This is a genomic window from Herbaspirillum sp. Her4, from assembly GCF_057961335.1.
The window spans coordinates 3,714,313-3,730,060 of sequence record NZ_CM176330.1; the positions used below are offsets into that span (position 1 = coordinate 3,714,313).

The 15,748-nt window shown below is 63.4% G+C and carries 15 protein-coding genes; 7 read left to right on the forward strand and 8 right to left on the reverse strand.

From position 1 onward, the window contains the following. Positions 1-3 precede the first annotated feature (3 nt). The 4 genes from rbsK to ACWFUC_RS16835 all read left to right on the forward strand — a co-directional run bounded on the left by rbsK (position 4) and on the right by ACWFUC_RS16835 (position 5,488). Positions 4-903 (forward strand): ribokinase, encoded by a 900-nt coding sequence (gene rbsK, locus ACWFUC_RS16820; RefSeq protein ID WP_121040193.1) that lies wholly within the window; start codon positions 4-6, stop codon positions 901-903. Between the two features lie 21 nt (positions 904-924). Beyond that, positions 925-1,317 (forward strand): D-ribose pyranase, encoded by a 393-nt coding sequence (gene rbsD / locus ACWFUC_RS16825; protein WP_034341119.1) that lies wholly within the window; start codon positions 925-927, stop codon positions 1,315-1,317. Positions 1,318-1,543: 226 nt separating this feature from the next. Next, complete coding sequence (locus ACWFUC_RS16830) at positions 1,544-3,289, forward strand: methyl-accepting chemotaxis protein (RefSeq protein ID WP_489625470.1); 1,746 nt, start codon at positions 1,544-1,546, stop codon at positions 3,287-3,289. A gap of 186 nt (positions 3,290-3,475) precedes the next feature. Continuing rightward, positions 3,476-5,488, forward strand: a complete 2,013-nt coding sequence (locus ACWFUC_RS16835) for an AsmA family protein (protein ID WP_489625471.1) — start codon at positions 3,476-3,478, stop codon at positions 5,486-5,488. Positions 5,489-5,500: 12 nt separating this feature from the next. Here ACWFUC_RS16835 and ACWFUC_RS16840 read toward each other — a convergent pair whose 3' ends face one another. After that, complete coding sequence (locus tag ACWFUC_RS16840; protein ID WP_489625472.1) at positions 5,501-6,331, reverse strand: VOC family protein; 831 nt, start codon at positions 6,329-6,331, stop codon at positions 5,501-5,503. Positions 6,332-6,567: 236 nt separating this feature from the next. On the opposite strand from ACWFUC_RS16840, the gene ACWFUC_RS16845 reads away from it, so the two are divergent. Together ACWFUC_RS16845 and ACWFUC_RS16850 are read left to right on the forward strand one after the other, a co-directional pair. Next, positions 6,568-8,619, forward strand: a complete 2,052-nt coding sequence (locus tag ACWFUC_RS16845; RefSeq protein ID WP_489637215.1) for a response regulator — start codon at positions 6,568-6,570, stop codon at positions 8,617-8,619. A 285-nt stretch (positions 8,620-8,904) separates the two neighbouring features. Further along, positions 8,905-9,318: a DUF2306 domain-containing protein gene (locus ACWFUC_RS16850; protein ID WP_121040200.1), complete on the forward strand. Its 414-nt coding sequence runs from the start codon at positions 8,905-8,907 to the stop codon at positions 9,316-9,318. Between the two features lie 3 nt (positions 9,319-9,321). On the opposite strand, the gene ACWFUC_RS16855 is transcribed toward ACWFUC_RS16850, so the two are convergent. The 7 genes from ACWFUC_RS16855 to ACWFUC_RS16885 all read right to left on the reverse strand — a co-directional run bounded on the left by ACWFUC_RS16855 (position 9,322) and on the right by ACWFUC_RS16885 (position 14,064). Then, entirely contained in the window at positions 9,322-10,017 is a 696-nt protein-coding gene (locus ACWFUC_RS16855; protein WP_034341368.1) for a VIT1/CCC1 transporter family protein, read from the reverse strand. Positions 10,018-10,441: 424 nt separating this feature from the next. Next, positions 10,442-11,317, reverse strand: a complete 876-nt coding sequence (locus tag ACWFUC_RS16860) for an MBL fold metallo-hydrolase (RefSeq protein WP_209580436.1) — start codon at positions 11,315-11,317, stop codon at positions 10,442-10,444. 87 nt (positions 11,318-11,404) lie between these two features. Further along, positions 11,405-11,833 carry a YeeE/YedE family protein gene (locus ACWFUC_RS16865; protein WP_134222363.1) on the reverse strand — a complete coding sequence of 143 codons (429 nt, stop codon included), beginning with the start codon at positions 11,831-11,833 and terminating at the stop codon, positions 11,405-11,407. After that, positions 11,830-12,279, reverse strand: coding sequence for a YeeE/YedE family protein (locus ACWFUC_RS16870; RefSeq protein WP_489625474.1), 450 nt, complete (start codon positions 12,277-12,279; stop codon positions 11,830-11,832). Before ACWFUC_RS16870 ends, ACWFUC_RS16865 begins: the two co-directional genes overlap by 4 nt. A 2-nt stretch (positions 12,280-12,281) precedes the next feature. Then, a complete protein-coding gene (locus tag ACWFUC_RS16875) occupies positions 12,282-12,599 on the reverse strand; it encodes an ArsR/SmtB family transcription factor (protein ID WP_121040210.1) in 318 nt (105 codons plus the stop codon). 153 nt (positions 12,600-12,752) lie between these two features. Further along, entirely contained in the window at positions 12,753-12,968 is a 216-nt protein-coding gene (locus ACWFUC_RS16880; RefSeq protein WP_034329223.1) for a hypothetical protein, read from the reverse strand. Positions 12,969-13,170: 202 nt separating this feature from the next. Beyond that, positions 13,171-14,064 carry a LysR family transcriptional regulator gene (locus ACWFUC_RS16885; RefSeq protein WP_034329222.1) on the reverse strand — a complete coding sequence of 298 codons (894 nt, stop codon included), beginning with the start codon at positions 14,062-14,064 and terminating at the stop codon, positions 13,171-13,173. 98 nt (positions 14,065-14,162) lie between these two features. On the opposite strand from ACWFUC_RS16885, the gene ACWFUC_RS16890 reads away from it, so the two are divergent. Continuing rightward, positions 14,163-15,725: an NADH-quinone oxidoreductase subunit L gene (locus tag ACWFUC_RS16890; protein WP_489625475.1), complete on the forward strand. Its 1,563-nt coding sequence runs from the start codon at positions 14,163-14,165 to the stop codon at positions 15,723-15,725. Positions 15,726-15,748: the final 23 nt, after the last annotated feature.

Below are 15,748 nucleotides of genomic sequence, written 5' to 3' on the forward strand. Positions count from 1 at the left end.
CACATGATCGTCATCATCGGCAGCGTCAACATGGACCTGGTCCTGCGCGTCCCGCGCATGCCCTTGCCGGGCGAAACCCTGGCTGGCGACAAATTCATGACCATCCCCGGCGGCAAGGGTGCCAACCAGGCCGTGGCTTGCGCCCGCCTGGCCGCACCTGGTACTTCGGTGGCCATGGTAGCCTGCGTGGGCGACGATGCCTTCGGTGGCCAGATGCGCCAGTCGATCACCGCCTGCGGCATCGATGACCGTTACATTGACGAAGTCGCGGGCGAAGCCACCGGCATTGCCTCCATCATGGTCGACGCCAATGCCCAGAACAGCATTGTCATCGCCGCCGGTGCCAATGGCCGCCTGGACGTGGAGCGCATCGAACGCGCGCGCCCCGTGATCGAACAGGCTTCCATCGTGCTGCTGCAACTGGAAGTGCCGATGGAGACCGTCATCCACAGCATCGAACTGGCTCACGCCCTGGGCAAGACCGTAGTGCTCAATCCCGCACCGGCACAAGCCTTGCCCCGTGCACTGCTGCAAAAGATCGATTACCTGATCCTCAACGAAATCGAAGCCGCCATGCTGGCCGAGGAGCAATCCGAGGACATCCCGCTGCTGGCGCAGAAGCTACACGGGCTGGGCGCGCGCAACGTGGTGGTGACGCTGGGCGAGAAGGGCGTCTACGGCTCCTTCGCCGACGGCCAGCAGCGTCATCTGCCGGCGCGCAAGGTACAGGCGGTCGACACCACGGCGGCGGGCGACACTTTCATCGGCGGTTTCATCGGTGCCATTGCGCAGGGCCGCGATCAGTTCGACGCCATCGCCTATGCCCAGGCGGCGGCCGCCCTGAGCGTGACCCGCGTCGGTGCCCAGACCTCCATTCCCACGCGCGACGAAGTCGTGCTCTGATCGCTTATCTTTCTGATTGCCATGAAAAAGACTGCTCTGCTCAACGCCGCCATTTCCCAGGTCATCGCCACCATGGGGCATGGCGATACGCTGGTCATCGGGGACGTCGGTTTGCCTGCTCCCGCGGGTGTCCCCGTGATCGATCTGGCGGTGACCCGCGGCGTGCCGGACTTCATGACGGTACTCAAGACGGTGCTCACGGAATTGCAGGTGGAATTCCACGTCGTGGCCGATGAAATGCAGACCGTCAGCCCTGCGTTGGCAGCACAGATTGCGGCGCTGGACCTGCCGCAAGCGCGTACCCTGTCGCATGAAGCCTTCAAGCAGGCGACCGCCGCTGCCAAGGCCTATATTCGCACCGGGGAATGCACCCCTTACGCCAATATCATCCTCGGCGCTGGCGTGGTGTTCTGAGCAAGAGATTTACAAACAAACACATTTATACATCTAGTTGTGTGATGACTTTGCGACACTTGCTGAAATAGTGTCGCGCAACGGTTGTACGATGGGTTGCCTTGGCGCATCATGCGGGCTCCAGAATAAAAATACAGAGGAGCTTGTTTCCCTGTTCGATAACAAGAAGCTGGATCTTCGAGGACTGGAAGAGACAGACAATAAATGAACAGCATAGGGAACCAGCATGTTTGCATATTTCGGGAATCTCAAGGTCGGCGCGCGCCTGGCGATCGTGTTTGCCTTCATCGTGGCCTTGCTGGCCGTGGTGAGCATCACCGCCTTCATCAAGATCAACAACATCAATCGTGCGATCGACCAGATCGTCAATGACCGCTACCTGAAGGTGCGCTGGGCATTCGACCTGCGTGACGGCGTCAACGAGCAGATCAAGTACCTGCGTGGCATGGCCATCGACATCGGCAATCCGGCCGCCAATGAAAAGCGCATCGGCCAGCTGGACGTTGCGGTCCGCGCCAGCAAGGAAGCCCTGGACAAGATCACGGCGCGCCAGGTGACTGCAGTAGGCCAGAAGAAGGCCAAGGCGCTGGATGATGCGCGCCAGCTCTTCGAGACCAGCCGGGCGCAGTTCCTGGCGTTGATCCGGGCAGGCCAGGGCGATGCCGCCGACGAATTCGTCCTGCGCAAGATTACCGACAGCCAGAACGCCTATCTTTCCCTCGCCACCGCCTTCGCCGATTCCCAGGACAGCCAGCTGCGTGCTGAAGGTGCGCAGGCCGTCGCTGACGGTGCGCTGGCGATCCAGGTCACCCTGGCTTGCTCGGCGGTCGCCGTGCTGGCCGCGATCCTGCTGGGGTATTTGATGGTACGTTCCATCGTCAAGCCGCTCAACGAGGCCGTCCGTGTGGCCGAGAACGTCGCTGCCGGTGACCTGACCACGCGCATCGAACCGCATTCCAGAGATGAGACGGGCCAGCTGATGGCGGCCCTGCGCAAGATGAACGACAACCTGGTCGACATCGTCTCCGGTGTGCGTCGCAGTACCGACTCGATTGCCACCGCCTCGGGAGAAATCGCCAGTGGCAACATGGACCTGTCGTCGCGCACCGAGCAGCAAGCCGGTTCGCTGGAAGAAACCGCATCGGCCATGGAAGAGATGACCTCCACCGTGCGCCAGAACGCCGACAATGCCCGCCAAGCCAACCAACTGGCTGCCACGGCCTCCGAGGTGGCCTTGCAAGGCGGTGAAATCGTCGGCCGCGTGGTCACCACGATGGAAGAAATCAACCAGTCTTCGCGCAAGATCGTCGACATCATCGGTGTCATCGACGGTATCGCCTTCCAGACCAACATCCTCGCCCTGAACGCTGCCGTGGAAGCGGCGCGCGCGGGTGAGCAGGGCCGCGGCTTTGCGGTGGTGGCTTCTGAAGTGCGCTCGCTGGCGCAGCGTTCGGCGGCCGCAGCCAAGGAAATCAAGGGCCTTATCAGCGATTCCGTCGCCAAGGTGGAGGGCGGCAGCCTGCTGGTGGCCGAAGCCGGCCACACCATGGAGCAGGTGGTCAGCAGCGTGCGCAGCGTTACCGACATCGTCGGCGAGATTTCGGCCGCCAGTGTCGAGCAGAGTACCGGGATTGAGGAAATCAACCGGGCAGTGGGCCAGATGGATGAAAGCACCCAGCAAAATGCTGCCCTGGTCGAACAGGCCGCTGCAGCTGCGGGAGCCCTGCAGGACCAGGCCGCTAACCTGGCTACCGCGATCAGCATCTTCAAGCTGGCGCAAGGCCCGCAGGTGACCGTGGCAGCGCCTGCCAAGCCGGCAGCACCCGTCCGGCCGCCGGTCCGACCGCCAGTTCTGGCCCCGAAGGCAGCGGCCGTCCCGGTTCTCCGTGCGCCTGCCGTGGCGGTCCCGGCGTCCACACCCGCGAGCAAGTCCGCAGCGCGCGCTGACGAAGACCTCTGGGAAACCTTCTGAGCGGTTCCTGACGGTGCTGCCCTCCGCGCTGCCGCTACTCTGACAAGCAGGTGGCGCAGCCTCCTATAGCCTTGGCGCGTCCGCCAGCTGATACTGTTGCGTTTGCAGAACGCAGATCAGTCGATGGCCAGCGGCCAGGGAGGAAGGGGAAACATGCGAGAGGGCGGGGAGACGGCAATCACCATCATGATGAGGCGGGGTTTCAGGTTCCTGACCTGGGTGGCCCTGACGCTGGTCGCATTGATAGCCGCGCTCGCGCTGGCCGTTGCCCTGTTCGACTGGAACCTGGCCAAGCCCTGGATCACGCGCCAGCTCTCTGCTGTGCTGGCGCGCGAGATTCGTGTCGATGGCCCCATCACGCTGGGGTGGTCGCTGGCTCCTGCGCTCAAGGACGGCAGCAGCCCCTGGCTCCCCCAACTGCATTTCACTGCACGCGAACTGCATATCGGCAATCCCGAGTGGGCCAGTAGCGCCGACCACCTGCTACGCGCCCGCGCACTGGATCTGCACTTTTCTCCCTTGCCGCTGCTGCGCTGGCATTGGCACATTACCGACCTGCGCGTCGAAGGCCTGGACCTGGTCATGGAACGCGCCGATGAGCGTCGCAAGAGCTGGCGCTTTTCCGACCAGCCACGTTCACGCTGGAGTTTCGACATTCATCAGATCGTCTTCGAGCGCGCACAGATCCGTTATGTCGACCAGCCGCTGAACATGGATCTGCACTTCGATGTTCGACCGCTGGTCAGTTCGGCTAACCAGGCCGCGGAGGTACGCCAGGCAGAAGGCGCTGCCAGTGTCGGCCCTGCCAACCCATCGGCCATGGTGTTGCAGGCCGCGATCACCGGGCGCTTTGGAGATGCCAGCATTCAGGGCAATCTGCGCGGCGGAGCCTTGCCCGATCTCCTCAATGAAGACAGTATTTATCCCTTGCAGGCCGAAGGTGAGGTTGGCGAAGTCCATACGGCGTTATCGGGCAAACTCATCAATCCTCATCAATTGGCCCGTGCCGAACTGCAGTTGCAACTCAGCGGCGACAGCCTCGACCGGCTTTACGCCGCCAGCGGTGTCCCGCTTCCCGCCACGCGGCCCTTCACGACCCAAGGTCAGCTCAGCATCACCCGCCTCGATACCGAGACCCGCGCCTGGGACTGGCACTATGCGCACTTCACCGGAAAGGTCGGTGACAGTGATTTCTCCGGCGATGCGCAGTACTACCGGGGACCACCCAAGAATCGCTTGCGCGTGACGGCGGAGGCGGGCCTGCTGCGCCTGTCCGACTACGTTCCCGATGCAGGGAAAAAATCCGGCGCGCATCCGGACAAGACCGCCACCCGCGTTCTTCCCGATCAGCCCGCCAAACCACAGCGCTGGGCCAAGCTGGATGCCGAGATCGCCTTGCATGCAAAACGCGTGCAGTTGCATCCGGACATCGACTTGCAGGACGCCAGCACCACGCTGCGCCTGCAAGACCAGGTGCTGACCGCCGCGCCACTGCACTTTGCGCTGGCCGGTGGCAAGGGAGAAGGAGAGATCCGCCTGGACGGACGCCAGACCGATATCGGCGCGAAGCTGCAGCTGCAAGTACAGGGTGTGCAGGTGCGTGAACTCTTCCCGCGTCTGGCCCGCATCGATGCCAGCTTCGGCAAGGTCGATGGCCGCGCCACGCTGACTGGTAGCGGCAATTCGGTCGCGGCCATGCTGGCTCATGCGAACGGCGAGATCAAGGCGGACCTCAGCCAGGGCACCATCAGTCAATTCATTCTGGAAGCGGCCGGCCTGAACCTGGCCAATGCGGTGTTCGCCAAGCTGTATCGAGACCAGCAGGTCAAGCTGCTGTGTGGTGCCGCCGATGTCAGCATCAAGGATGGTTTGGCGCAGGTGCGCCATGGCATTCTCAATACCGAGGATGCCGCCATCGACATCAGCGGCCAGGTTGATCTGGCCAAGGAAACCCTCTCGCTGGACGTGGTTCCGCGCACCAAGCAGGTTCGCATCCTGTCGCTGCGTACGCCCTTGTATGTACGTGGCACGTTCGCAAAACCGGACATCGGTGCCAGCAAGGGGGCTCTGGCCGCGCGGGCTGGTGCGGCCGCCGCATTGGCGCTGGTGGCGCCGGTGGCCGCAGTGATTCCATTGATTACGCCGGGACAGAAGATTCCCGACGACTGCGCGCCGCATGCCGCTGCGGCACCCTCTTGAAAGGATTACGTTTCAGTCGGTGAATTCGAAGACGGCATCAAAATCGGGCAGGGCCACCAGCACCCGTTGCGCATCCTGCTGCAACGGCAATCCGAGCGAGCGCGCACCCGCGGCAACAATGGCCCGGTCCGCCCCGAAGAAACGCAGCATGGCAAAGGCCGCCGGCCGCGAGGGAGCATGCTCGGCCAACGTGTCGAGACGTGAAGCGAGGGCAGGAGCATCCAGGAACTCCAGCTGGAAGCCATCTTCCCACTGGCCCAGCCGTGCATAGGAAAGGCGGGTCGCCTGAGGATCGCGATCCACCACGACCATGCTGGCAACACCGCGCGCACCATTGGCGTGGGCCATCCACTGCGGACGCCAGACCAGTTCGGGCGTGAAGTGATGGCAGGCATAGACGCGTCCGGCGGCGAACTGGCCGGGAATCAGGCGGACCGTGGAGAAGCGCGCATCGATGGCCACCCCGTCCACTTCCACCGGCCGCGAGAAGTGCTGCACCGGTTGCACGGCCAGCCCCAGCGCCTGCCAGGCGTCGTGGCAGGCGGGGATGTCGTCGACGGCATAGACCAGGCCATCTAGGCCGAGCGGACTGTCGAGGATTTCCTGGCGGACTTTTTCGCTCTCGCGGGGCTGGCCGATCAGCTCCAGGTAACCGCCTTCGAACATGACCAGATGGTTCACCGAGCCCAACGTATGATGGCCGCGCGGTGTCAGCGTAAAACCGAGCGCATGCAGTTGCGCGTGGGCACGATCGATCTGGTAGTGGGTATTGAGGACCACGTGATCCAGCCGGGCAAGAATATTTTGCGAGGACGGGAGCGTTTTGGAGGAAGCGGTAGTCATAAAAGCCAATCAACAAGAAAGAGCGCGCCAACCAGCAGCGGGCTGCCATTGTAAGGGCAGCCACATGGACTGTCAGGGCGGGGGGATTTGTCCGGGAATCTGGCCGCAGGGGCAGGGTTTCCATTACTATGCCGACAAGCTCTACCGTAACGACGCAAGCGTGGTGGCGGAGGACGCTCAATCAGAACAGTGCGACGAGGAAGGGCGTAATCTTGGATCAGCAAGCGGCAACGGCAATGGAAAGCAATTCCCCTTTGAGCAGAGCGTATCGGCACGCCTTGCTGGAGGCGATCGATGACGGTTTCTGCATCATCGAATTCATCGATGGTCCGCATGGACCGCTCAGTGACTACGTCCACATCGAAGCCAATTCGGGCTATTACCGGCATACCGGCATCGAGGGCATTGTCGGCAAACGCCTGCGCGAGATCGAGCCGGACAATGCCCAGGTCTGGCTGGATGTCTATGGCCAGGTCCTGCTGACCGGCCAGCCGCTGCGTTTCGAACAGGAATTCCAGGCCGTGGGCCGGCACATCGAAGTCTCGGCCACGCGCGTCGGGCCGGTGGAGATGCGGCAGGTCTCGGTGCTGTTCCGCGACATTACCGTACGCCGCCGTACCGAAGCCGCTCTGCGCGAGAACGTCCAGCGCGTGCAGCTGGCCATGGAGGCCGGGGCCATCATCGGCACCTGGATCTGGGACATCCCCTCCGACCGGTTCAGCGTGGATGACGGTTTTGCGGCCGCCTTCGGCGTCCCTCCTGAGAAGGGCCTGATTGGCCTGAAGCTGGAAGATCTCATGCAGTCAGTGCATCCGGACGACCGTGATCTGCTTTCCATCCGCATCCGCGAAGCCCTGGCGCGTGGCGGTGCCTATGCCCACCAATACCGCACGCGCCGCCGCGACGGCCGCTACTACTGGCTGGAAGCCAATGGCCGCGTGGAGTTGACCTCGGACGGCCATGCCAGCACCTTCCCCGGTGTGCTGATCGACATCGAAGGGCGGCGCGCCGTCGAAGCCGAACGCGATCGCGCACTGGCTGCGCTGCGCGCCCTCAACGACACGCTGGAACAGCGCGTGCAGGAGCGTACCAACGCCTTGCTGGAAGCCGAGGAAGCCCTGCGCCAGGCGCAGAAGATGGAAGCCGTGGGCCAGCTCACCGGCGGCCTGGCACATGACTTCAACAACATCCTGGCCGGCATCAGCGGCAGCCTGGAACTGATGAAAGTGCGGCTGGCCCAGGGCCGCATCTCGGACATCGAGCGCCACCTCAATGGCGCGCAATCTGCCGTCAAGCGTGCGGCTTCATTGACGCAGCGGCTGCTGGCCTTCTCGCGCCGGCAGACGCTGGATCCGAAATCGGCCGACCTGAACCGCATCGTGGCCGACATGCACGAACTGATCGGCCGCAGCGTGGGCCCGGCGATCACGGTGGAAACCATCGCGGCAGGTGGCCTGTGGAACACCTTCGTTGACGTCGGCCAGCTGGAAAACGCCTTGCTCAATCTGTGCATCAATGCCCGCGACGCCATGCCGCACGGCGGGCGGCTGACCATTGAAACCGCCAACCGCTGGCTGGACGACATTGCCGCCATGCAGCGCGGTGTGCCGCCGGGCCAGTACGTGTCGCTGTGCGTGAGCGATACCGGCACCGGCATGTCGCCGGATGTGGTGGCGCGCGCCTTTGATCCTTTCTTCACCACCAAGCCGACCGGGCAGGGCACGGGGCTGGGGCTGTCCATGGTGTATGGTTTTGCCGGCCAGTCGGGCGGTGCGGTGCGCATTTATTCAGAACTGGGTCAGGGTGCGACGCTCTGCATCTACCTGCCGCGCCACCTGGGCGAAGCCGGGGAAGAGGACTTGCCGTTGCCGGACGACGGTTCTGCGGCGGCAGCGCCTGGCAGCAAGACCATTCTGGTGGTCGATGACGAACCGCTGGTGCGCATGGTGACGGTGGAGGTCCTGAGCGATCTGGGCTACAGCGTGCTGGAGGCGGAAGATGGTCCCTCGGCCTTGCGCGTCTTGGCCACTTATCCCGAGCTGGATTTGCTGGTCACCGACGTCGGGCTTCCCAATGGCATGAACGGCCGCCAGCTGGCCGATGCCATCCGCGCACCGCGGCCCGAATTGCCGGTGCTGTTCGTGACCGGCTATGCCGAGAATGCGGTGCTCAATCATGGTCATCTTGAACGCGGGATGCAGGTCTTGACCAAGCCGTTTGCGGCCGATGTCCTGGCGCGCAGGGTCAGGGAGCTGGTGGGGCAGGAGAGTTCGGATCGCAGCGGGTGATACGGCACCGGGGCTGCCTCCGGCGGCGGGATCGGGTGCCCGAGTGGTGCGTCGTGTTTTCCGATCCCTACGTGCTCGCTCCGCCACCACCGCTGAGGACGGCCCATCCCTCGCGTAGGTGGTCGGGGTATTGCGGCAAGTGTTGATCGGACTTGGGCGGCCTGACGACACTAATTCGCTTTGCCGCTGCACTCTGCGGCATCCCATCTGCATTTCGTCGCATCCCGCTATCGTCCTGCCAGCAGCCTCAGCAGAATCGCTCCACCGATTCGCTGAAAGCCTGCCATGTCCCTCACACCTCTCATCGCACTCCATTTGAGCGTCGCACTCGCTGCGGTCGTCATTGGACCCTTCGCCTTCTGGGCCCGGCTCGGCCGCACGGTGCGGCCACGATGGCACCGCGCCCTGGGCTATGCCTGGTTCAGCTGCATGGCCGTTACCGTGCTTTCGGCGCTCTTCATCCGTTCGCATGACCTGCCCAACATCGCGGGCTATACGCCGTTGCATCTGCTGGTGCCAGCTACGGCCTTCCTGCTCTACCGCGGACTCTCGGCGGTGATGCGTGGTGATATCGCGCTGCATCGGCGCACCATGCAGCGGGTCTACATCGGTGCTTGCCTGGTGGCGGGGGCCTTCACGTTGCTGCCGTCACGCTATCTCGGCCAACTGATTTGGGGGCAATGGCTGGGTTGGCTTTGATGGCTAGACGGCCGCGCCGAAGAAAGACCCGATCGCCGCCGTACACCCCATGGCCAGCGAGCTCCACAAACTCACCCGCAAGGCTCCTTTCCACAAGTTGGCACCACCGGTTTTGGCCGCGACCGCACCCAGTACCGCCAGCGACAGCAGGGCGGCAATCACGATGGCCGGCAACAGGCTGGCGACCGGTGCCAGCAGCACCACCGCCAGCGGCAAGGCTGCGCCGACGGCAAAGCTCAGGGCCGAGACGATGGCTGCCTGGACCGGCCGCGCTGCCGTGGTTTCGGAAATGCCCAGTTCATCGCGCGCATGCGCATCGAGGGCATCGTGGGCCATCAATTGGGTGGCGACCTGATGCGCGGTCTCCTGATTCAGTCCCCGGCGCATGTAGATGCCCATCAATTCGCGATGTTCGCCTTCCGGATCCGTGGCCAGTTCTTCGCGCTCCTGGCTCAGGGCGGCGTGTTCACTGTCCGCCTGTGAGTGCACGGAGACATATTCGCCGGTCGCCATCGACATGGCGCCCGCGACCAGGCCGGCGACGCCGGTCAGCAGCACGTTCTCATGCGTGGCATTGGCCGCCACCACACCCACCAGCAGGCTGGCAGTGGAGACGATGCCGTCGTTGGCACCCAGGACGGCGGCGCGTAGCCAGGAGATGGCGTCGACCTTGTGATGTTCGAGATGGAATTTGGCCATGACACTTCTGTTCATATACAGGGTTGCGGAATGGCGCAGATTCTAGGGCTGTGCTGCGGCAAAGGCCACGACAATTAGCGAAAATGAGGGCAATTCGTATTTGATGGCGAACGGATGGCGCAGCTTGACCGCCGTTTGTCCCACGAGGATGACAGGCTTTCGGAAGGCCATTTCCAGGCTGGCGCTGATGCCGTTGCCCGACTCCGCTTGCTAGGGTGAACGCTTGCGGATGAGTCTTCATTCTGAATTTTGAGCGATCCGTCCGCAGACCCCATTACATCCATGCATCAAGGGAGATCTCATCATGGCTGATCGCAAGCCCAAAGCCGCCATCGCCATCGTGGCCGGCATCCTCATCCTGGCACTGATCGGCGGCCTCGCGCTGCTGGGACTGTTCCAGTCCGCCGGACACAGTTGACCCTGCTCAGACCGCGTTGAGCGGGATCTTCAGATAACGCACACCATTGCCTTCCGCTGGCGGCATCTGTCCGGCGCGCATGTTGACCTGTACCGAAGGCAGCAGCAGCACCGGCATGTCCAGCGTGGCATCACGCGCGCTGCGCATGGCCACGAATGCCTCTTCACTGATCCCTTCGCGAACGTGAATGTTGTGCTGGCGTTCTTCCGCCACGGTGGTCTCGAAGCGCAGTTCGCGACCACCCGGCTGGTAATCGTGGCACATGAAGAGGCGTGTCTGCGGCGGCAGCGACAGTACCGCATTGATTGAACGGAACAGCTGCCGCGCATCTCCGCCCGGAAAGTCACAACGCGCCGTCCCATAGTCGGGCATGAACAGCGTGTCACCGACGAAGGCGGCGCTCTGTCCGCCTTCTTCCACTACATAGGTGACACAAGCCGGCGTATGGCCAGGCGTGTGGATCACGCGCGCCTGCAGCTGGCCGATCCGGAAGGTTTCGCCATCGGTGAAGAGATGATCGAACTGGCTGCCGTCGTGCTCGAATTCGGTGCCGGCGTTGAAGAGCTTGCCAAAGACCTGCTGCACCTGGCGGATGTGCTCGCCGATGGCGATGCGGCCACCCAGCTTCTGCTTCAGGTAGGGCGCGGCGGAGAGATGGTCGGCATGCGCATGCGTTTCCAGTATCCATTGCACCGTCGCACCGAGTGCCTGCACACGGGCGATCAGATGATCGGCGCTGCGGGTGGAGGTGCGGCCGGACTTGGGGTCGTAGTCCAGCACGCTGTCCACCAGCGCACAGTGCAAGGTGGCGCGGTCCAGCACGAGGTAGCTGACAGTGCTGGTGATGGTGTCGAAATGACCTTCGATATGCAGATTGTCCATGGGTGATCCTGGTGTTTTTTCTTCACATTCAAACGGGCAGATTACGGCAAGAGGCCCCCTGTATGGACACCCTGCGTGCAGCAACATTCATTTCGCCCAAAACCGCTCACTCCAGCGGAACAGCAGCATGCCGGCCAGCATCGCCAGCACGAAGGCCAGGCCCTTGCCCGATGCCATGCCTAGCAAGACCAATGCCGGTCCCGGACAGATGCCGGCAATGCCCCAGCCGATGCCGAAGAGCAAGCTGCCCAGCACCAGTCGGCGGTCGATGGTGCGCGCCGTGGGCAATTGCATCGGTTCGCCCAGCAGTGTGCGCTGACGCTTGCGTGCCAGCGTAAAGGCCGGCAGCCCGATGGCGATGGCCCCGCCCATCACCAGGGCCAGCGATGGATCCCACTGGCCAGCCAGATCCAGAAATCCCAATACCTTGGCCGGATCGGCCATGCCCGAGACGATCAGGCCGAGGCCGAACAGCAAGCCGGCGGCCAGCGCGGCGAGGTTGCGCAGGAGCCTCATGACAGCACTCCTTGCAGCCCCAGCACGTGGCGCAACAGATAGACACTCAGAAATCCGGCCGCCATGAAGCACGCCGTCGCCACCGCCGAGCGTGGCGACAGGCGCGACAAGCCGCAGACGCCGTGACCACTGGTGCAACCGGCACCGTAACGGGTCCCCACGCCGACCAGCAGGCCTGCGAGTACGATGGCCGCATAGCCGGCGTCGATGCGGGGCGCGGGCAGGGCGCTTGCCAGTGACACCAGCAGCGGCGCGAGAAGCAAGCCGAGTACGAAGAGGGCGCGCCAGGCGCGATCCGATGCCGAGGGCGGCAGCAGACCGGCGACGATGCCGCTGATGCCGGCAATGCGTCCATTGCAGAGCACCAGCACGCTGGCGGCCGCTCCGATCAGCAGGCCACCGGTCAGCGAGGCGGCGGGGGTGAAGGCATTCCACGCAATGTCCATGCTCATTCCTTGGGGCAATAAAGTTGGTACATCAGTCCCAGCATCTCAAGCAACTTGGGATCGGCGACACGGTAGTACACCCGCTTGCCCTCGCGCCGCGTACTGACCACCCCTTCGTTGCGCAGCACGCCAAGTTGCTGGGACAGTGTGGGCTGGCGGATATCGAGTGTTTCCTCCAGCTCGCTGACGCACATTTCAGCCTGCGATAGCTGGCACATCAGCAACAGCCGGTCTTCATTGGCGAGTACCTTCAACGCGGCCACCGCCTGGCCGGCGGCGCGGCGCATCTGGTCGGCTTGTAGCGAGCTGGGGCTGGTCATGGCGAACACTATTCAATTCAATAATATATTAATTCATATAATAAATGCGCGACATGAAGATGGCAAGGCCTTCTGAACCGGAAGCGAAGCAAGAGGAGGGTGTGAAACGATGGGTGATTCGCTGAAACAGCTGTGGCAAGCGCGCTGCGCTGCTCAGTGGGAGGCGTGCAGCAGGTCGATCAGATGGCGGCTGGCCTGCTTGGCGGCCGCCATCGCCTCTTCAGCGAACGCAAACGGGGCATCTTCGCCACAGAATTGCAGTTCGCCATTGATATAGAGATCCCAGGTCCAGCCGGTGCCGGCGTCGCCCGGACACTTGAGCTCTATCCTGACCAGCTCGTCGCGATACCTGAAAAGTGCCTTCCTCATCGTGCCCGCCGGGTTTCTTGTCGTGAAGCAGCAAGCTCGACAACACTTGCCCCCTGAGTTGCCCAAGTGTACGCCATTACCACGTTGGCAATATTGGCATTAGCGTACATATATTTGCGCAAATCATTTTGCATTCTACCAAGGAGTAGCATTTATTTCAGACCGGTAACCCGCGTGCGGCTGAAACAATCTTCCTCGAAGATCAAGAAGGGACGGGACCGCCCGCCAGCAGCCGGTCCAGCAGTTCATCGTAGTGATGATGCGGCGTGGTGATGGCATAGAAGCTTTCCACCAGCTCGCTCGTCTGGCCGGCCACGACCAGGGCACCATTGCGCAGTTCGTCCTGCACCACCACTTCCGGCAGTACGGTGAGCCAGCCGCTGTCGCGGGCGATCAGGCGCAGCATGGCCATGTCGTCCACCTCGGCACGCATGCGCGGGCGCACGTCATTGGAGATGCACAGCGCGTCGAATTGCATGCGCAGGGCGTGACGCGGGCCGGGCAGGGCCATGTCGATGCCTTCCAGGTCTTGCGGAATGCGCAGGCTGCGTGCCTCCCAGCGGTGCGCCGGACCCACCACCGAGACCGCCTGGCTGCCCAGGAAGCGGCAGTGCAGGGGCCGATCCGGGTCGGAGGGCACGGTCTCATTGGCCAGCACCACATCAAGCTGATGCTGCATCAGCCGCTCCAGCAACCCTTCCAGCAAGCCCGACTCCAGCGTCAGAGAGACCGAGGGGTCAGAGAGCATGGGACGGATCCAGTTTTCCTGATAGTTACGCGACAGTGTGGCCACGCTACCCACTCGCAGGCGCGTCACCCCGGCCGAGCGGCCTTCCAGCCGGCCCAGCAGCTCCTGGCTAAGTCCAAAGATATTGTCGGCATAGGTGAACACCAATTGCCCGGTGTCGGTCAACGTCAGGCGGCGGCCTTCACGGATGAAGAGATCTTCTTCCAGCTGCTTTTCAAGCTGGCGGATCTGCGCGGACACGGCGGATTGCGAGGTGTGCAGTTCTTCCGCCGCCCGTGTCAGATGGCCGAGCTTGGCCACCCGCCAGAAATAACGCAAATGATGAAAGTTAAGCTGTTCTAGGCGCATCGTTCGATTTTATGAATGAATTTGTTCTGATAAATGTAATTTACAGAACGATCGATGGCAAGCATCATGATGCCATTCCAATGCATGAGGTTCTTGTCATGACGACCATCCCCCTGATTTCCTGCAGCGCCTGGGCACCGCCCGCGCTGACGATGGCCGCCGCTCTGGCGCTGTGTCTGTTCCGGCTGGCACCGCCGCGCGTCTGGACGCTGTTCCAGTCGCTCTCCCTGTTGGCTTTGCTGCTGACCTTGTTCAACCTGGTGATGGCACGCGACAGCGCCCCGTGGCCGGGCGTGCTGCATCCGTCCACGCTGGGCCTGGTGCTGGCCCTGCTGGTACAGGGACTGGGCACCGTCATCGGCAGTTTTTCAGCACGCTACCTGCAGGGTGAAGCCGGCCAGCGCCAGTATGCCGCGGCGCTCGCGCTGGTACTGACTGCCGTCCACCTGCTGTTGCTGGCTGATCACTGGGTGGTGCTGATCGCCGCCTGGGCCGTCGTGGGCCTGGCCCTGCAACGCCTGCTGTGCTTCTATCCGGAACGTCCCTTTGCCCGTCTGGCTTCGTACAAGAAAAGCATCGCCGACCGCATCGCCGACTGCCTGCTGATCGCGGCGGCCGCACTGGCCTGGACGACCGTGGGCAGCGGCTCCTTCTCGGACCTGTGGGCCTACCTGAGCCAGCACGGCATGAGCACCAGCCTGCAGATCAGCGCACTGTGCCTGACGCTTGCGGTGATTCTGCGGACTGCGCTGCTGCCGGTGCACGGCTGGCTGATTCAGGTGATGGAAGCGCCGACCCCGGTCTCGGCGCTGCTGCATGCCGGCGTGGTGAATCTGGGCGGCTTCGTGCTGGTGCGGTTTGCACCCTTGCTGGAGCAGGCCGTCGCGGCGCGCGCCGTGCTGCTCATCGTCAGCGCCGGTACCGTGTTGCTGGCCGGGCTGGTGATGCTGACCCGCATCAGCATCAAGGTCAAACTGGCCTGGTCGACCGTGGCGCAGATGGGCTTCATGCTGCTGGAGTGTGCCGCCGGACTGTACCTGTTCGCCGCGCTGCACCTGATCGGCCACTCGCTGTACAAGGCACACGCCTTCCTGTCGGCCTCCTCGGTGGTGCGGGAGACCCGCCTGTCGGCCTTGCACAACCCGGCGCTGCCGTCGGCCTGGAGCGTGATCCTCGCCCCGATGGTCAGCATCGCCCTGGTGCTGGGCCTGCACAGCCTGAGCCCGCATGCGGCCTGGCCATGGTGGTGGAGCGGCATCCTCGGGCTGGCCTGGGCACCGCTGCTGTGGCGCTCCACGGCCAAGGGCAGTGGTGGCCTGCGCGGCTGGCTGCTGGGCCTGCTGGGTGCGGCCGGCCTGACCCTCGCGGCCCTGGTGGCCCACCTGCTGCCGCTGCACGTCAACGATTACCCGCGTGCCGTGTTCGGCGTGACGGCCTTGCTGGCGATGCTGGCCTTGTATGTCTGCATGGGCTTGCTGCAACTGGCACCGCAGTCCATGGCCGCCTGGCGACGCCGCAGCTACGCCGGCTTCTACCTCGATGAAGCCTATACCCGCCTGGCGCTGCAGTTGTGGCCCTCGAACTGGGCTCCCAGTGCCCGCCGGGCCGCTGCCGAACAACAAGTGAACAATCTCGCCGCCGATGGCCGTAGCCAGGGCTGAGCCCGCCTCACCGGAGAAACAGC